This window comes from Pseudomonas fluorescens group sp. PF-69 (genome assembly GCF_054481235.1).
Map to the genome: position 1 here is coordinate 2,900,547 of NZ_JBTMNC010000001.1, position 16,928 is coordinate 2,917,474.

Here is a 16,928-nt window from a genome sequence, read left to right on the forward strand (position 1 = left end):
AATCCATCATAAACACTGCGCAGGCCCGGCGTCTCAAACGAATAAAAAGGGCAATGACATGGCGACGTGTGGCGAAGTACTGGTCAAGTTACTCGAAGGTTACGGGGTGGAGCAGGTGTTCGGCATCCCCGGGGTTCATACCGTGGAGCTGTATCGCGGGCTGGCCCGTTCGAGCATCAACCACGTCACGCCGCGTCACGAACAGGGCGCCGGTTTCATGGCCGACGGCTATGCCCGCACCCGCGGCAAACCGGGCGTGTGCTTCATCATCACCGGCCCTGGCATGACCAACATCACCACTGCGATGGGCCAGGCCTATGCCGACTCGATCCCGATGCTGGTGATCTCCAGCGTGCAATCGCGCAACCAGTTGGGCGGCGGTCGCGGCAAGCTGCATGAGCTGCCGAACCAGAGCGCCTTGTGCGCCGGTGTCGCGGCGTTCTCCCATACCCTGATGTCGGCCTCGGAATTGCCAGGTGTTCTGGCCCGGGCGTTTGCGCTGTTCCAGGCCGGTCGTCCGCGCCCGGTGCACATTGAAATTCCGCTGGATGTTCTGGTGGAAGAAGCCGACGACCTGCTGGCCAGCGTCCCGGTGAACATCGACCGCGCCGGGGCCTCGCCGACTGCGGTGTCGCGCATGACCGACCTGCTGGCGGGCGCCAAGCGTCCGCTGATTCTCGCCGGTGGCGGCGCCATCGACGCCGCCGCCGAGCTGACTGAACTGGCTGAGCTGCTGGACGCGCCCGTCGCCCTGACCATTAATGCCAAGGGCATGCTGGAATCCGGTCACCCGCTGCTGATCGGTTCTACCCAAAGCCTGGTCGCCACTCGCGCGCTGGTCGCCGAGGCCGACGTGGTGCTGGCCATCGGAACTGAACTGGCCGAGACCGACTACGACGTTACCTTCGCCGGTGGCTTCGAAATTCCCGGCAAGCTGCTGCGTGTCGACATCGACCCGGACCAGACCGTGCGCAACTACCCGCCGCACATGGCCCTTGTGTCCGACTCGCGCAACGCCGCGCAAGCTCTGTTGAGCGCGCTGTCGCACAAGTCCCTGGCCGAGCGCCGCAACGATTGGGGCCAGGTGCGTGCCGCCCGCCTGCGCGAAGAACTGGCGGCCTCCTGGGATGCGCCGACCCTGGTCCAGACCCGTTTCCTCGAAACCGTTTTGCACGAATTGCCGAATGCGGTGTTCGTTGGCGATTCGACCCAACCGGTGTACACCGGCAACCTGACGTTCAACCCGCAGCGCCCGCGTCGCTGGTTCAACTCGTCCACCGGCTACGGCACCCTCGGTTACGCCTTGCCGGCGGCGATTGGCGCCTGGTTGGGCGGCAGTATTGAAGGTGGCGCACGTCCGCCGGTGGTGTGCCTGATCGGCGACGGTGGCCTGCAATTCACCCTGCCGGAACTGGCCAGCGCCGTTGAAGCGCGCACCCCGGTGATCGTGCTGCTGTGGAACAACCAGGGCTACGAAGAGATCAAGAAATACATGGTCAACCGCGCCATCGAGCCGGTCGGCGTGGACATCTACACCCCGGACTTCATCGCTGTGGCCAAGGCCCTGGGCTGTGCCGCCGAAGCAGTCAGCGGCGTCGAGCAACTGCGTGGCGCCTTGCGCCTGGCCTCGGATCGTCAAGGCCCGACCCTGATCGAAATCGATCAGGCTGCCTGGACCAAGGCGGTGTCGAAATGAGCGTTGCCTTGACCTTACCCACCACGTTGGATGGCCTGTTCATCGACGGCCAATGGTCCGCCAGCAGCGAACACCTGCGGGTGATCAACCCGGCAACCGAAGCCCTGTTGACCACGGTGAAGGGCGGTGACGAGCGCGCTGTCGAGCAAGCCGTCAGCGCCGCGACCAGGGCTTTCGCCGATTGGTCGAAAACCACCGGTGCCGAGCGCGGCGCGATCCTGCGCAAAATCGCCGCCGGCGTGCAGGCCGGTCGTGAGCACTTGATGCGTTTGCAATCCCTCAACAACGGCAAGCCACAGTTCGAAGCGGCCATCGACGTCGATGACGTGATCGCCACGTTCGAGTATTACGCCGATCTGGCCGAAGGCCTCGACGCAAAACAGGACAGCGCCGTTGAACTGCCGAGCGAAGATTTCCGCGCTCGTCTGCGCCGCGAACCTTGCGGCGTGGTCGGCCTGATCGTGCCGTGGAATTTCCCGATGGTCACCACGGCCTGGAAACTGGCGCCGGCCCTGGCTGCCGGTTGCTGCGTGGTGCTCAAGCCTTCGGAAGTGACGCCGCTGCCGGAGCTGGAACTGGCGGCAATCATTGCCGAAGCTGGCTTGCCCGCCGGTGTGTTCAACCTGGTGTGCGGCACGGGGCTGGCGGTTGGCGCGCCGCTGTCGGCGGACCCGCGCATCGCCAAGGTGTCGTTCACCGGCAGTAACGCGGTAGGCGTACAGGTCATGCAGCGCGCGGCAGAAACCGTCAAAGGCGTGAGCCTGGAACTGGGCGGCAAATCCTCGTTGCTGGTGCTGGCCGATGCCGATATCGACCTGGCCGTGGAAGTCGCCTGTGGCGGCGGTTTCTTCAACGCCGGGCAAATGTGTTCGGCCACCAGCCGCGTGCTGGTCGCCGACGAACTGGCCGATGAATTCCTGACTCGATTGAAAGCCCGTGCCGAAGCGATTCGCGTGGCAGACCCGTTCGACCCGAACGTGGAAATGGGCGCGCTGGTCAATCAAGCGCAATACCAGCGCGTGCTAAGCCACATCGACCGCGGTTTGAGTACCGGTGCCAAGCTGATTTGCGGCGGCAATCGCCCGGCGGATCTGCCGCGCGGATATTTTTTGCAGCCGACAATCTTCACCGAAGTGCCCCTCGACAGTGCGCTGTGGTGTGAAGAGATATTCGGCCCGGTGATTGGCGTGCGCAGCTTTGCCAGCGAAGCCGAAGCGATTGCCCTGGCCAATGACAGTCAGTTCGGTCTGGTCGCCAGCGTGGTGACGCGCAATGCCGAGACGGCGGATCGCGTCGCCAACGCTTTGCAAGCGGGGCTTGTGTGGATCAACGCACCCCAGGTGATCTTCCCGCAGACCGCCTGGGGTGGCTACAAACAGAGCAGCATCGGTCGCGAATTGGGCCCGTGGGGCTTGCAGGCTTTCCAGGAAATCAAGCACGTGATTCGAGCCGTCTGACGACGATTATTGTGGGAGCGAGCCTGCTCGCGATGGACGTCAAGGATGACGCGGAGCGCCTGAGTTTACGCGCCGCCCGTGCACCTATCGCGAGCAAGCTCGCTCCTACTTGAGGCATGTGCTGGCGTCATGGCTTCAATGAGTTTTTATCGATAGTCAGCGGTTTTACACAACCTCAGGATGAACTCACTGGTTCAACCAACCCCCCCGAAAATAGAGGGGAAAACGCTGATCCAGTCGCGCGGATGCAATAGCTTCGACCTGCCTTATACCTAAAAAAACAAAGGGAGTCCGTAATGGGCGAGCATGATCTGAACAGACGTCAATTCATCAAGACCGTGGGCGTAGCCTCGGTTGCTGCGGCGGCCATGAGCCTGCCGTTCGTCAAGGCCAATGCCAGTGATACCCGTTTCCAGGGCAAGACCCTGCGTCTGTTGACCTGGTCCGACGACACAGGCCTGGCCGCACTGCGCAACATCGCCGCGACGTTCGAGGACAAATACGGCGTCAAGGTCATCGCTGACCGCACCGGCAGTACCTCGGAAATGGTCGCCAAACTCAAGGCCGGCGGTGATCGTCCGCAATACGACATCATCACCCTGGCAGGCGTCGGCGCCGAAGGTCTGGCCGCCGCCAACCTGCTGGAAAAACCCGACCTCAACCGCATTCCCAACATTGTTGATGTACCGGAAAAGTATCGCACCGGCGCCAATGGCCACGGTATCGGTTACCTGCTCTGGTGCAATAGCCTGGTCTACAGCACTCGCACGCAGAAGGAAGCTCCGGACAGCTACGCCGCCCTGTGGGATGCCGAGCTGGCACCGAACATCTTCCTGCCGCCGCCGAACTGGACCGAGGCCATGGACCTGATCATCATCGCCGCCAAACTGGCCGGTGGTGACGAACACAACATCGAGCCGGGCTTCAAGAAACTCGCCGAGCTCAAGGACCGTGTGGTGACCCTGGGTGAAAACCCGAACCAGATCGCCGAACTGTTCCGCACCGGTTCGCTGGACATGGGGGGGCTGTACGCGCCTGCGTTTTTCCCGAAACAGATCCGCGACAGCAACTACGGCCTGGGCGCCACCTTCGGCATGAAGGAAGGTTTCTACACCGACCTGATGCTCTCGGTGATGCCAAAGAATCGCCCCGGCGACACCGACCTGGCCTACGCCTTCATCAACCATTCTCTGGACCCGCTGGTACAGGGCAAGATGGCCGAAGACATCTACAACGGCCCGGTCAACGCCAAGGCGATCATTTCCGCCGAAGCGCGCAAGAGCCCGTACATCCTTACGCCGGAGCAGATTGCCGAGAAGGCGATCATGCACGACAACGCCTTCCTGGCCACCGTGCATGACCAATGGATTCGTCGTTACACGGAAATCTTTTCTTCCTGATCTGTAGGAGCGAGCTTGCTCCGGGCGGCGTTCCGACGATGGGCGCATGGACGACACGGGCTGTCTGATGCCCCGCGTTATCGTTAACGTCCATCGCGAGCAGGCTCGCTCCTACAAGGGATCGGGTTGATGCCCCATGTCCGTGTGCCATTTGATCCTCCATTGACGAGACCTTTGCTATGGAACACCAACCTCTGACCCATCCGGTGAGTGCTGCTCCCGCGCGCAATGATCGGGGTGTTTCGCCGACGACGCGCGCCTGGCTGTTTCTATCGCCGTCGATGCTGTTTCTGGGCGTGCTGATTGCCGCCAGCCTGTTGGTCCTGCGCATGAGCGTGGGCACCAAGGGCGCGGAATGGAGCGGGTTCAGCCTGGCCAGCTACGCGCAATTGCTGGAACCCTACTACCTCAAATCCCTGCTGCTGACCCTGCGCCTGGCGCTGATCAGCGCGGTGATCGCGGTCGTGCTGGCGATCCCGGTGGCTTACACCATGTCGCGCCTGAGCTCGCCGTTCGTGCGCCGGATTTTCCTCGCGGCGGTGCTGCTGCCCTTGCTGGTCAACCTGCTGCTGCAAAGCTACGGCTGGCTGGTGATTCTCGGCCCGGGCGGGATGCTCAACCAGACGTTGATGGGCCTGGGCCTGATCAAGCGTCCGATCATGCTGCTCTACAACCAGAACGGCGTGTTGATGGGCCTGGTGCAAACTGCCTTCCCGCTGGCCGTGTTGCCGATCGCCAGCGCCATGCGCGGCGTTGCCCGCAGTTACGAAGAGGCCGCCGCCACCCTTGGCGCCAGTCGTTTCCAGGTGTTCCGCCAGGTGGTGTTGCCGATGAGCCTGCCGGGGATCATCACCGGTGCGACCCTGGTGTTCGCCTATAACGCCAGCAGCTTCGTGGTGCCGCTGCTGCTCGGTGGCCGTCGCGTGCCGATGCTGGCGGTGATGGTGCATGACCAGATCGCGCCGCTGATGAACTGGCCCGCCGCGTCCGCTGCCGGTGTGGTGCTGATCGTCACCACGCTCGCCATCATGACGTTGTCCGAATACATCACTGGCCGTCGTCGGCGCAGACTGGAGGCTTCGCAATGAGTACCCTGATCAAAAAGCGCCAGTCGCTGTTGCCGGGAGAGACCGGCAAGTTCGCAGGCATACTGTCCGGCTTCATTCTGTTGCTGGCGGTGTTGCCGATCCTGACCATGATCGTCATGTCCTTCAGTGGCGCGTCGAACCTCGACTTCCCGCCGAGCAGCTACAGCCTGCAATGGTACAAGGCCGCCTGGCACACCTTCGTTTCGCCGGACGCCAGCGACGTGCTGAGCCTGGGCAAAGCCATGACCACCAGCCTGATGGTGTCGTGTCTGACCATGGTCTTCGCGACGCTGATCGCGGTGCCGGCGGCGTACGCACTGACCCGTTGCGAATTCCGCGGCAAAGCCGTGGCGCTGCAACTGATGTCGCTGCCGCTGGTATTCCCGATGGTGGTGTTGGGCCTGGCGTTGCTGCTGGTGTTCGACAGCCTGCCGTTCCAGATGACCACCTCGCGCCTGGTGATTGCCCACGTGATCCTGGCGTTGCCGTTCGTGGTGAAGAACTGCACCGCCGCCATGCTCTCCATCGGCAGTGAAGTCGAAGAGGCCGCGCAAATGCTTGGCGCTTCACCGCTGCGGGCGATCGTCGATGTGGTGGTGCCATTGATGAAGTCGGGGATTCTGGCGGGCATGCTGCTGGCGTTCATCGTCTCGTTCAACGAATTCACCGTGACCTATTTCCTCTACACCATCGACGTCATGACCGTGCCGATCTGGATGTACAGCCGCACCGTGTCTTCGCTCGACCCAACCGTATTTTCGTTTGCCGTGCTGATCGTGCTGATCGACTTCGTCCTTATCTGGGCGCTGGAGAAGCTGGTGGGCGAGGGCGGCGTTTCCTTTTGATTTGAGGTGCAACATGACTGGTCTGATTCTGGAAAACGTCGAGAAATTCTATGGCTCGGCTTGCGCGGTACAGGACGTCAATCTGCATTTGCCCGAGGGCAAGCTGGTGTGTTTCCTCGGCCCGTCGGGTTGCGGCAAAACCACGTTGCTGCGGATGATTGCCGGTCTTGAAACCCTGACTGGCGGTGAGATTCGCCTGGACGGCGAAGACATCGGCCAAACCCCGGCGCACTTGCGCAATTTCGGCATGGTGTTCCAGTCCCTGGCCCTGTTCCCGCACATGACGGTGGGGGAGAACATTGCTTACCCGCTGAAACTGCGCGGGGTCAGCAAGGCTGACCAGCAGGCGCGAGTGGTGGAGTTGCTGGAGTTGATCCAGCTGCAACAGATGATTGATCGCCCGGTGGCCAAACTTTCCGGCGGGCAGCGGCAGCGCGTGGCGATTGCCCGGGCGATTGCCAGTCACCCGAAAATCCTTTTGCTCGACGAACCGCTGTCGGCACTCGATGCCAAGCTGCGCGAGTCGATGCAGGTGGAAATCCGTCAACTGCAACAACGGCTGAACATCACCACCATCATGGTGACTCACGACCAGCGTGAGGCCATGACCATGGCTGATATTGTCGTCGTGCTGGGTGAGCATCGGGTGCAGCAGGTCGGTACGCCGATCGAAATCTACCGGCACCCGGCCAACGAATTCGTCGCCGACTTTATCGGTTCGGGCAACATCTTCCCGGCCACGGCGCTGGGCAATGGCAAGATCAGCCTGCCGGGCGGCGATGCGCTGCAAGTGCCGATCTGCAGCAGCATTGTGGTCGGTGAGAAAGTGAAGATGCTGATTCGCCCGGAAGACCTGCAACTGTCGGCGCCGCAGGCGACGGCGGGCAATCGGTTGTTGGGCAAGGTGACGTTCGTGCGGGATATCGGCGCGACCATCGAAACCACGGTCGAGTGTTCCGGGGTGACGTTCACGGCGCTGAGCACGCCGTGCCAGGGCTTTGGCTTGAGCGTTGGGCATCCGGTGTCGGTGACCTTGCCGGCGGAGGCTTGCCGGGTACTCGGCGCCTGATCCGGACTAGATGTTGTTTGTACTGGCCCTATCGCGAGCAAGCTCGCTCCCACAGGGTTATTGGGCGATCACAAAACCCGTGGGAGCGAGCCTGCTCGCGATGGGGCCGGTACTGACTGAACAAATCCCGGCTAAACGCTCAACCGCAACCGCGCCAGATCCCGCAACGGCGGCGCGCCGAACAAACGGCTGTACTCGCGGCTGAACTGCGAAGGGCTTTCATACCCGACCCGATATCCCGCCGCTGAAGCTTCCAGTCCTTCGGCCAGCATCAAGCGTCGCGCTTCCTGCAATCGCAGTTGTTTCTGGTACTGCAACGGGCTCATCGCCGTCATCGCCTTGAAACGATGATGCAGCGTCGACACGCTCAGGTTCACTTCCTTCGCCAGATCATCGATGCGCAGCGGCTGTTCATAGTTGCTGTTGAGCCATTTGATCGCCTGGCTGATGCGATGGCTCTGGCTGTTGGCGATGGCGATTTCGTACAACCGGTGGCCCTGTTTGCTGCGTAGCAGCCGATAGAGAATTTCCCGTCGAATCAGTGGCGCGAGCATGGCGATGTCTTTCGGCGTGTCGAGCAACCGTGCCAGTCGCAGCACTGCATCGAGCATCGCGCTGTCGAGCCGCTCGACATAGAGCCCGCGCCCGGTCGGCCGGGTGGGCACGCCAAGCGGACCCGCGTCGGCGATCAAGGCGGTGATTTCTGCGGGGTCGATGTCCAGCCGCACGGCCAGGATCGGTTCTTCGGCCGAGACATTCACAACCCGGCCGCTAAGTGGCATCGAGACGGAGACCACCAGGTAATTGAGCGGGTCGTAATTGAAGAACTCATCGGCGAGCCGAACTTCCTTGCGCCCCTGGGCCATGATGCACAGTGCCGGTTGCGCCAGCACCGGGGCGAAGTCGTGGTTTTGGCTGTGGCGCGACATGAGCAGCGAATCGACAGCGGTGGCATAACTGCCATCTTCGGCGGTGTTGCGACGAATGATCGGCGCCAGTTCCGCGCGCTGTTTCTCCATGTCGGCGTCCAGCGGGGCTTGAAAGTGATCGAGCGACGACATGGGAGGCATCCTCGGCAAGGTTGGGTTGACGGGCAGAGCATAAGTTTGTGCAAGTCACGGCGGTAGACACATCCTGCCGGATGCTTGCCTGATTCTGCATGGGCGTTGCCTTTTACCCCGACAAGACCGGTCAGAGGCGGCAAAACTTGCTTGAAACTCGCAGGGCAGAAGCGTGACAGTGTTTTGCGCATTGTTACAATCAGTCCACACACTCTCGCAGGATTGTGCAACGTCCCGGCAGAAATCGACTAACGAGCCACGCACGCCAACCCTTAACCTTTGATCCTGTCGCAGCCCGTCCCCCGGCTGCCACACGACTCCCTGGGAGGGTTGAACATGTCTAAGCAGATCCCCGTCAGTCATATGGCCTTTGTTCGAGCGCGCGCCGGACGTTCGCAGGAGCTGGGTGTGCGCTTGAGCGCATTGATCGAGCCGTCTCGCGCCGCGCCAGGCTGCCTGAGCTTTGCCTTGCAGCATTCGCAATGCGACCCCGAGTTGTGGCTGGTCTGCGGTTTCTGGACTAACCAGCAGGCCATGACCGCGTACTTCAGCACCCCGGCCATGGAGATCTTCACCGAGCTGGTGCAGGAACTGGTGGTCAATAGCCTGGATTTTCACACCTTCAGGGATGTGTCGGCGGCGCAGGCCCTCCGCCAGTCCGGGGCTGCGGTACACAAACTGGCTGGTTGAGGGTTTAATGGCAGCATTCTCAACCAGTCAGGATGCGCGACATGGCACGCAAAGCCTTTGAAACCTTCGAAGCCGTATCGGCGGTCGTTCCCCGTGAAGGCGGGTATTACGCCGCAATCGCCACCAAAGCCATCGGTGGCTCGGGGGCGCCTCGCTTCAATAAACTGCTGGAAGAGCAGACGTTCAAGACCGCCAAAGAAGCGGACGAAGCGGCCGCTCTGCAGTTGACCCACCTCAAGGGTGTCAGCGAAGACGGCGCCCTGATCTGGTAACTACCTGACCGCCCCGGGGCGATACATCTTGAACAACGCCTCAGGCCCCAACTGGAAGTAGTCCGCCGGTCCGCCGCCGCGCAGAATCGGCTCTGCTGCGGCGGTGTCGTATACACCGTCCTTCAACAGTTTCCTGGCGATATGCACGGCGACCACTTCGCCCAGAATCAGCCAGCTCGGCACCACATTTCCGTCCGCCCGCTGCAACTGAATGATCTGCGTGACCTTGCACTCGAAGGACACCGGGCTTTCGGCCACCCGTGGCACTGAAATGACTTTCGAGGCAACGGTAGTCAGCCCGGACAGCTCGAATTCGTTCACCTCTGGGCCAACCATGGCGCAGCTCTGGTTCATCTGTTCGGCCAATGGCCGGGTCGCCAGGTTCCAGGCGAATTCGCCGGTTTGCTCGATGTTGTTCAGGCTGTCTTTACGTCCGATGCTGGAAAAACCAATGATCGGCGGAATGTAGTTGAACGCGGTGAAGAAGCTGTAAGGCGCCAGATTCAAGTGGCCATTGGCATCCTGGGAAGAAATCCAGCCAATAGGGCGCGGCCCGACGATTGCGTTGAACGGATCATGGGGCAGGCGGTGGCCCTTGGCGGGTTCGTAATAGTGGATATCGTCGGGCATGGGGCAGACCTGAGCTTTTCGAGAGAGGGTCATATTGCTGGCGACGATGACTAATTTCCAGTCAATCGCAAGAGTTGGGGTCTTCTATGGGGACCCTGTGGGAGCGAGCTTGCTCGCTCCCACAGGTTTTTTGCGGTTGTCGTTTTTAGTGTTCTCCATAAAGGACTAAGCCCGGCCGAAGCCGGGCTGTGGTGCCGCGATTGCGGATCAGCTGATGGAAGCGCCGCCAGTGCGGTCGTAGCCATCTTCGGCGACGGTGGCAGAACCGGTGCGGTCGTAGCCATCAGCGGCGACCGTGGCCGAGCCAGTGCGGTCGTAGCCATCAGCGGCGACCGTGGCCGAGCCAGTGCGGTCATAGCCGTCTGCTGCAACGGCGGAGCCGGTACGGTCAAAGCCGTCGGCGGCGAAGGTGTTGGCGGTCAGTACGGTGAGGGCCAGGGCGAGGAACAGTTTGGTTTTCATCTTCATTTCTCCAGATTCGTTGGCGGTTGTGTCTTGGGCATGGGTCTCATGCTACGCCAATTAAACTGATTAAAAAGCGCAAATAAATGCTAAAAACAATCGATTAAATAGATGTTAAGGCCCGCAGATGTTTTCGCTTTCAAGGTTTGAGTGAGCGCATCGCAGTTAATCGATCAGGCAGGTTCAGGGTGGTGGTTGAGCATTAACTCGTGATTAATCCGGCTCTCGCGGCCGTGAAGGTTTTTTCATGCCATGCCAAACAAAAAAAGGGGCAGACCCATGACGGTCTGCCCCTTTTGATCGTGACGCGGCTGGACTTAGTCCGTGACGATCCGCGAATGTTTGCGGGTGTCTTTCATGGTGATGTACACCAGCAGCGATACGGCAATACAGGCAGTGACGTACCAGTAGTAACCGGTTTCCATGCCGATGCTCTTGAACCACAACGCGATGTATTCGGCGGTGCCACCGAAGATCGACACGGTCAGCGCGTAGGGCAGGCCAACACCCAGGGCGCGGATTTCGGTCGGGAACAGTTCGGCTTTGACTACCGCGTTGATCGAGGTGTAGCCGCTGACAATGATCAGTGCCGCCATGATCAGGAAGAACGCGCCCCACCAGGTCTGAATGGTGTGCAGGGTGGTGAGGATCGGCACGGTGAACAGGGTGCCCAGGATGCCGAAGGCGATCAGGATCGGCCGACGACCGATTTTATCCGACAGGCCGCCGATGATCGGTTGCAGGCACATGAACAGGAACAGCGTCGCAGCGGAAATGGTGGTGGAGTCGGAAATGCTCATGCCGACGGTGTTCACCAGGTATTTCTGCATGTACGTGGTGTAGGTGTAGAACGCCAGGGTGCCACCCATGGTCAGGCCGACCACTGTCATCAGTTCCTTTGGATGACGCAGCAAGGTGCGCATCGCGCTTTCCTTGGCCTTTTCCTTCTTGGTGAACGATTCGGTTTCTTCCATGCCGCGACGCAGGTACAGCGCGACAATGGCGCAGAGTGCGCCGATGGCGAACGGAATGCGCCAGCCCCAGGCGTACAGCTCCTCGGTGGTCAGCAATTGTTGCAATACGATCAACACGGCCAACGCGATGAGCTGGCCGGAGATCAGGGTTACGTACTGGAAGCTGGAGTAGAAACCGCGGCGTTCCTTGGTCGCCATCTCACTCAGGTAAGTGGCCGAGGTGCCGTACTCGCCACCGACCGACAGGCCCTGTAGCAAGCGGGCGAACACCAGCAGGATCGGCGCGCCGATGCCAATGATTTCATAGCCCGGGCTCAGGGCGATCAGCAGCGAGCCGAAGCACATCAGGTACACCGAGGCCATCAGGGCCTTTTTGCGCCCGACCTTGTCGGCATACAGGCCCATCAGCCAGCCACCGATCGGACGCATCAGGAAGCCCACGGCGAAGATTGCGGCGGTGTTCAGCAGTTGTGCAGTGGTGTCGCCTTTCGGGAAAAAGGTCTTGGCAAAGTACAGGGAGAAAGCGGCGTAGACGTACCAGTCATACCACTCGACCATGTTGCCGACCGAGCCGCTGAAGATCGACTTGATACGGCTGGAGGTGGTGCGTTCTCTTGTCGGCACGGCAGCCGACCCACGGGGCAGGGTATTGGAGTTATCCATTGAAGGATCCTTCGTCTAATTATTGTTTGTGGAGCGCGCGTTAACGCAGCCTGCGGGGGCTATAGCAGGAGGTGTGCCAAGGTGGAGAGGGCCGATTTAGAGGGGTTGGAGCGATCTTGTGAGCGGAAATCCGCTCATTAAAAGTTGGGTGTGAGCGAAAAGTTGCTCATGGGGGGATGTTGCCTGGACCAGCCCCTTCGCGGGCAAGCCCGCTCCCACAATGACCGAGCTGATCGCGAGTTTTGCCTACCGTATCGGCCTCCTGTGGGGAGCGGGCTTGCCCGCGAAGAGGCCATTAAAGGCGCTGGAGAATCAGTTTTCTTGCAGGAACATCTCTCGACTCAAGCCATGGCGCTGCATCTTTTCGTTGAACGTACGGCGTGGCAGTTGCAGTTCTTCAAGCACGGCCTTGACGTCACCCTTGTGCCGGGTCAGCGCCGCGCGCAAGCACTGCGCCTCAAAGGCTTCCTGCTGGGCCGCCAGCGACTGCCCAGGGTCGATGCCAGCAGGAACAGGTTCGCCAAGCCCCAGCACCTGACGTTCGGCGACATTCGCCAGTTCACGCACATTGCCTGGCCAGTCGTGGCTCAGCAGGTGGCTCAACTGCGGGCCGCTCAGCGGCGCGAAGGTGCGCCCGAGGCGTTCGGCGGCATGGCGGGCGAACGATTCGTACAACAACGGAATGTCTTCGCGGCGATCGCGCAACGGCGGCAGACGCAGCTCGGCGACGTTCAAACGATAAGCCAGGTCCTCGCGAAAACGCCCGGCCCGTGCTTCGTCGAGCAGGTCCGGCTTGGTCGCGGCAATGATCCGCAGATCCACGCGGATACTCTGGTTCGAACCCAGGCGTTCCAGTTTCTGTTCCTGCAACACGCGCAGCAGCTTCACCTGCTGTGCCAGGGGCATGCTTTCGATCTCGTCGAGAAACAGCGTGCCGCCGTCGGCGTATTCGAGCTTGCCGATGCGTTTGCCCTGGGCGCCGGTAAACGCACCGCTCTCATGACCGAACAGCTCGGCTTCAAACAGTTGCTCGGGGATGGCTGCGCAGTTCAACGCCACAAAAGGTTTGTCCGCCCGCGGGCCGAAGTCGTGCAGGCAGCGGGCAACCAGTTCCTTGCCGCTGCCGGTTTCACCACGGATCAGCACATTGACCGGCAATGCAGCCAGCTCCAGCACCTGACGGCGCAAGGTCTGCAAGCCACGGGACACGCCCAGCAGCGTGGCATCGAGTTTGGCGCGGTTGTCCGCCTGTTCATGCAGGGCACGGTTCTCCAGTACCAGCCGGCGCTTGTCCAGCGCGCGGCGCAGGCTGCCGAGCAGGGCTTCGGGGCTGAAGGGTTTTTCCAGAAAGTCGTAGGCGCCGTCACGCATCGCATCCACTGCCATCGGCACGTCGCCGTGACCGGTCAGCAGGATCACCGGCAGCTCGGCATCACGCTGCTGCACTTCGGCCAGCAGTTCCAGGCCGCTCATGCCGGGCATGCGCACATCGCTGAGAATCACCCCGGCAAAATGTTTCGGCAACTGCGCCAGGCACTCGTCCGCTCGGCTGAACAACTGCACATCGAAACCCGACAGGCTCAGCCATTGTTCGACGGCGCTGCGGATGCTGCTTTCGTCGTCGACCACCATCACGGAATTCAGCATGAGCCATGGGCCTCCAGGTCGATGGGCAGGGTAAGGGAGAACACTGCGCCGTTGTCGCGATTGCCGGCCGTCAGGCGTCCGCCCGATTCGTGAGCGATTGCAAAGGAAACCGCCAATCCGATGCCCAGTCCATCGCCGACCGGTTTGGTGGTGAAGAACGGGTCGAACACTTTGGCCAGGTTCTCTTCGGCAATGCCGCCACCGTTATCAATGACGCTCAGGCGCCACAATTGCTCATCGGCTTCGAGACGGATTTCCAGGCGCTTGCAGGGTTTATCCTGCATCGCGTCCAGTGCGTTGCGCAGCAGGTTGATCAGCACCTGTTCCAGGCGAATCGCATCGCCGCGCACCCAGGCCGGGCGGGTCAGGTGCAGCACGGTGCTGACCTGTTCATCACGCAATCGGGTGTCGAGCAGCTCCAGGGACTGATCCACCACTGCGGCCAGATCCAGGCGTTCGCGCAAGCCGCTAGGGCTTTTGCGGGCGAAGGTTTTCAGGTGGCCGGTGAGGGCGGCCATGCGCGTCAGCATTTCATCCACGGGTTTGAGCGCCTTGTAGGCGTCGTCGACGCGGCCGTGGTCGAGCAGCAACCTCAGCGTGGCAAGTTGCATGCGCTGGGCAGTCAAAGGCTGATTGATCTCGTGGGCGAGGGCGGCGGACATCTGCCCGAGGGCGGCGAGTTTGGCCGATTGCACCAGGCCTTCCTGGGCGGTGCGCAGATCGCGGGTACGCTCTTCCACCAGTTGCTCAAGCTCTTCGCGGCTGCGCTGGCGCATTTTTGCCAGACGCCAGCGCTGGTTGAGGAACAGCAGCAGAAACACCAGGGTCAGCCACAGGCCGGCAGCGGCGAGGGCGGCGTTGCGACTGTCTTCGAACGCCACTTGTGGGCGACGCAGCAGATGCAGGGTCCAGCCCTCGGCGGTCAGCGGCAGGGACTCCCAAAGGTAATCTGCGTTGCCGTCCGGACCATCGACCCGTGCCAGCTCGCTGTTTTCGTCGAAGCGGCGCAGCGATTGATAATCAAGCGGTGTCAGGGGCTGCTTGTCGTACTGGCGTGTGGCCTTGAGTTCGGCGTGATCGCTGTCGTTCAACGGCTTCAATTGGCGATAACGCCAGCCCGGCTGGTTGGCGATAAAAATGATCCCGCGCGCATCACTGACCAATAGCGTGTCGCTGCCCTGACGCCACTCGCGTTCCAGCTCGGGAAACTCCAGTTTGACCACCATGGCCCCGAGAAACTGCCCGTCGTCATCGGTGACGGCGCTGGACAGGAAGTAACCCGGTATCCCACTGGTCACGCCCACGGCGTAAAAACGCCCGGTGCCCTGGGTGCGCGTCTGACTGAAGTAAGGACGGAAGCCGTAGTTGTGACCGACGTAGCTGCTGGGCAGGCGCCAGTTACTCGCCGCCACGGCCAGGCCGTTGCGATCAAGCAATTCCAGGGTCGAGGACTCGGCGGCGCCGTTGATTTTTTCCAGCTTGCGGTTCAGCACGTCCTGTTGCTCGGGGCTTACCGGGCCATTGAGTGCTTCGCGTAACTGCGGGTCCAGCGCCAGCACGGAGGGCAGGGCACGGTAACGTTCGATCAGGGTATGCAGTGACGTGGCGTACAGCGCCAACTGCTGATTGGCCCGGGCGGCGTCTTCGACCATGGACTGGCGCATGGTGTGACGCATCGCCAGGGTGGCGGCGATGGCGGCACCGGCGATGATCAATACGATATAGAGCGCCAGGCGCAGGGATCGGGAAGTAGGCAGCATCAAACGGAGATCGGACCAATGACAGGGGTCGCAAGATAGCATGCAGACCCTCTTGCGCCGTACTCATCTCATACGTTCAAGTCAATACGCCGGGCTTTCCCGCTCTGCGCAGAAATTTGCTCGACTGCATACAGGTATCCATTCGTCGGAACTGTCAGTTTTTACAGGTTGTTTCATCGTCGCGAACCAAGATAAAAACAGCGTTACAAGTGTTGGCGAACGTGCCGGGCACAGGAGAGGTGAGATCATGACAAGCAATAATGAACTCCGGATGGCGGGAGAAAATGAACCAGACTGGGAAGTACTGCCATCTCCCATAATCACGGCGCCCGTCGCGACAATCGTTAGTCGTCGATTTAACGTTGATGCAGTCGTACCGGCACCCACTTACTCCAAATGGAATCTTGATTTCTTCAGAGCCAGCAATAATGAAAAAATCAAAAGATATAGCGGTGACGGAGGGGTCATTTTTATAAGATTTCAGGTGCCCGATGAGCTACCTATAGGTGAACAGATTTACTTTAGGATCCAATATAAAAACTTACTATATAGCCATTGGGCAAGGAGTCATAACTTTAAAATTGGTCAGGTTCACCCATCTACGCCAGTAATTACCCAACCCGGAACCGTGCGGGTACCAAAACCGGAAATACAAGGAACGGGCGGTATGGCGGGTGCTACGATCGAACTTTATGAAGCCGGTGTCGGTACCGTTCTATTCGGAACAGCGACAGTACAATCAGATGGCTGGAAGACCGTGCTTACGCAGCCGTTGTGGATGGGTGATCCATTCAGACTGACCGCTATTCAGAAGTTGAATGGTGTGGTGTCCGAATGGGCGAGCCCGGTCCATTTTGCTGTGCTGTTCAGGCCAGTGATCACTGATGTAACCATATCTGCTGACGGAAAACCTACTATCAGTGGAACGGGGGGGCTCAAAGGTGCCACGCTTGAGATCTGGAATTCGGGTGGGGGCGGGGGCGTTTTATTATCCACGACGGTTGAGTCCGACGGAAGTTGGCGGGTGTCTGCCCCGACAGCATGGGGATCAGGAAATTACATAATTACTGCCAGGCAGATCGGCAAGGTCACAGGGGGGGACTCCGATTGGGCAGTTGATAAGCCGTTCACGATTTGACCGCCCGATCCTGCGATCTCCGGTCACCGTGGTTGGGTAGCCAGGTGCTTGAATGGTTTAAAACTTTGTCGTTGAA

The 16,928-nt window shown here is 60.6% G+C and carries 15 protein-coding genes; 9 read left to right on the plus strand and 6 right to left on the minus strand.

Going from position 1 to position 16,928, the window contains the following annotated elements:
* The first annotated feature begins 58 nt into the window (after positions 1-58).
* The 6 genes from ACX3YF_RS13440 (at position 59) to ACX3YF_RS13465 (ending at position 7,555) form a co-directional block, all read left to right on the plus strand.
* Positions 59-1,696, plus strand: a complete 1,638-nt coding sequence (locus ACX3YF_RS13440) for a 5-guanidino-2-oxopentanoate decarboxylase (protein ID WP_458973806.1) — start codon at positions 59-61, stop codon at positions 1,694-1,696.
* An 8-nt stretch (positions 1,697-1,704) separates the two neighbouring features.
* Entirely contained in the window at positions 1,705-3,153 is a 1,449-nt protein-coding gene (locus ACX3YF_RS13445; RefSeq protein WP_130204631.1) for an aldehyde dehydrogenase family protein, read from the plus strand.
* Positions 3,154-3,449: 296 nt separating this feature from the next.
* Positions 3,450-4,553: an ABC transporter substrate-binding protein gene (locus tag ACX3YF_RS13450; RefSeq protein ID WP_130204525.1), complete on the plus strand. Its 1,104-nt coding sequence runs from the start codon at positions 3,450-3,452 to the stop codon at positions 4,551-4,553.
* A 179-nt stretch (positions 4,554-4,732) separates the two neighbouring features.
* Positions 4,733-5,641, plus strand: a complete 909-nt coding sequence (locus ACX3YF_RS13455; protein WP_458973807.1) for an ABC transporter permease — start codon at positions 4,733-4,735, stop codon at positions 5,639-5,641.
* On the plus strand, positions 5,638-6,486 hold the full coding sequence (locus ACX3YF_RS13460) for an ABC transporter permease (RefSeq protein WP_103403934.1): 849 nt from the start codon (positions 5,638-5,640) through the stop codon (positions 6,484-6,486). The genes ACX3YF_RS13455 and ACX3YF_RS13460 overlap by 4 nt, the downstream gene beginning before the upstream one ends.
* A gap of 13 nt (positions 6,487-6,499) precedes the next feature.
* The gene (locus ACX3YF_RS13465) at positions 6,500-7,555 is read left to right on the plus strand and encodes an ABC transporter ATP-binding protein (protein WP_130204531.1); all 1,056 of its coding nucleotides are present in this window, start codon (positions 6,500-6,502) and stop codon (positions 7,553-7,555) included.
* A gap of 131 nt (positions 7,556-7,686) precedes the next feature.
* On the opposite strand, the gene ACX3YF_RS13470 is transcribed toward ACX3YF_RS13465, so the two are convergent.
* Complete coding sequence (locus tag ACX3YF_RS13470) at positions 7,687-8,616, minus strand: AraC family transcriptional regulator (RefSeq protein WP_458973808.1); 930 nt, start codon at positions 8,614-8,616, stop codon at positions 7,687-7,689.
* A 336-nt stretch (positions 8,617-8,952) separates the two neighbouring features.
* On the opposite strand from ACX3YF_RS13470, the gene ACX3YF_RS13475 reads away from it, so the two are divergent.
* Together ACX3YF_RS13475 and ACX3YF_RS13480 are read left to right on the plus strand one after the other, a co-directional pair.
* A complete protein-coding gene (locus ACX3YF_RS13475) occupies positions 8,953-9,306 on the plus strand; it encodes an antibiotic biosynthesis monooxygenase family protein (RefSeq protein WP_458973809.1) in 354 nt (117 codons plus the stop codon).
* Between the two features lie 41 nt (positions 9,307-9,347).
* The gene (locus tag ACX3YF_RS13480; RefSeq protein WP_103403936.1) at positions 9,348-9,578 is read left to right on the plus strand and encodes a hypothetical protein; all 231 of its coding nucleotides are present in this window, start codon (positions 9,348-9,350) and stop codon (positions 9,576-9,578) included.
* Here ACX3YF_RS13480 and ACX3YF_RS13485 read toward each other — a convergent pair whose 3' ends face one another.
* The 5 genes from ACX3YF_RS13485 to ACX3YF_RS13505 all read right to left on the minus strand — a co-directional run bounded on the left by ACX3YF_RS13485 (position 9,579) and on the right by ACX3YF_RS13505 (position 15,714).
* Positions 9,579-10,208, minus strand: coding sequence for a flavin reductase family protein (locus tag ACX3YF_RS13485; RefSeq protein WP_458973810.1), 630 nt, complete (start codon positions 10,206-10,208; stop codon positions 9,579-9,581). It abuts the gene before it with no gap.
* A 207-nt stretch (positions 10,209-10,415) separates the two neighbouring features.
* Positions 10,416-10,670 carry a hypothetical protein gene (locus ACX3YF_RS13490; RefSeq protein ID WP_458973811.1) on the minus strand — a complete coding sequence of 85 codons (255 nt, stop codon included), beginning with the start codon at positions 10,668-10,670 and terminating at the stop codon, positions 10,416-10,418.
* 317 nt (positions 10,671-10,987) lie between these two features.
* Positions 10,988-12,307 carry an MFS transporter gene (locus ACX3YF_RS13495; RefSeq protein ID WP_047532584.1) on the minus strand — a complete coding sequence of 440 codons (1,320 nt, stop codon included), beginning with the start codon at positions 12,305-12,307 and terminating at the stop codon, positions 10,988-10,990.
* A gap of 312 nt (positions 12,308-12,619) precedes the next feature.
* A complete protein-coding gene (locus ACX3YF_RS13500; protein WP_103403940.1) occupies positions 12,620-13,954 on the minus strand; it encodes a sigma-54-dependent transcriptional regulator in 1,335 nt (444 codons plus the stop codon).
* Positions 13,948-15,714 carry an ATP-binding protein gene (locus ACX3YF_RS13505; protein ID WP_130204541.1) on the minus strand — a complete coding sequence of 589 codons (1,767 nt, stop codon included), beginning with the start codon at positions 15,712-15,714 and terminating at the stop codon, positions 13,948-13,950. Before ACX3YF_RS13505 ends, ACX3YF_RS13500 begins: the two co-directional genes overlap by 7 nt.
* 40 nt (positions 15,715-15,754) lie before the next feature.
* On the opposite strand from ACX3YF_RS13505, the gene ACX3YF_RS13510 reads away from it, so the two are divergent.
* Positions 15,755-16,852: an Ig-like domain-containing protein gene (locus tag ACX3YF_RS13510; RefSeq protein WP_458973812.1), complete on the plus strand. Its 1,098-nt coding sequence runs from the start codon at positions 15,755-15,757 to the stop codon at positions 16,850-16,852.
* Positions 16,853-16,928 lie beyond the last annotated feature (76 nt).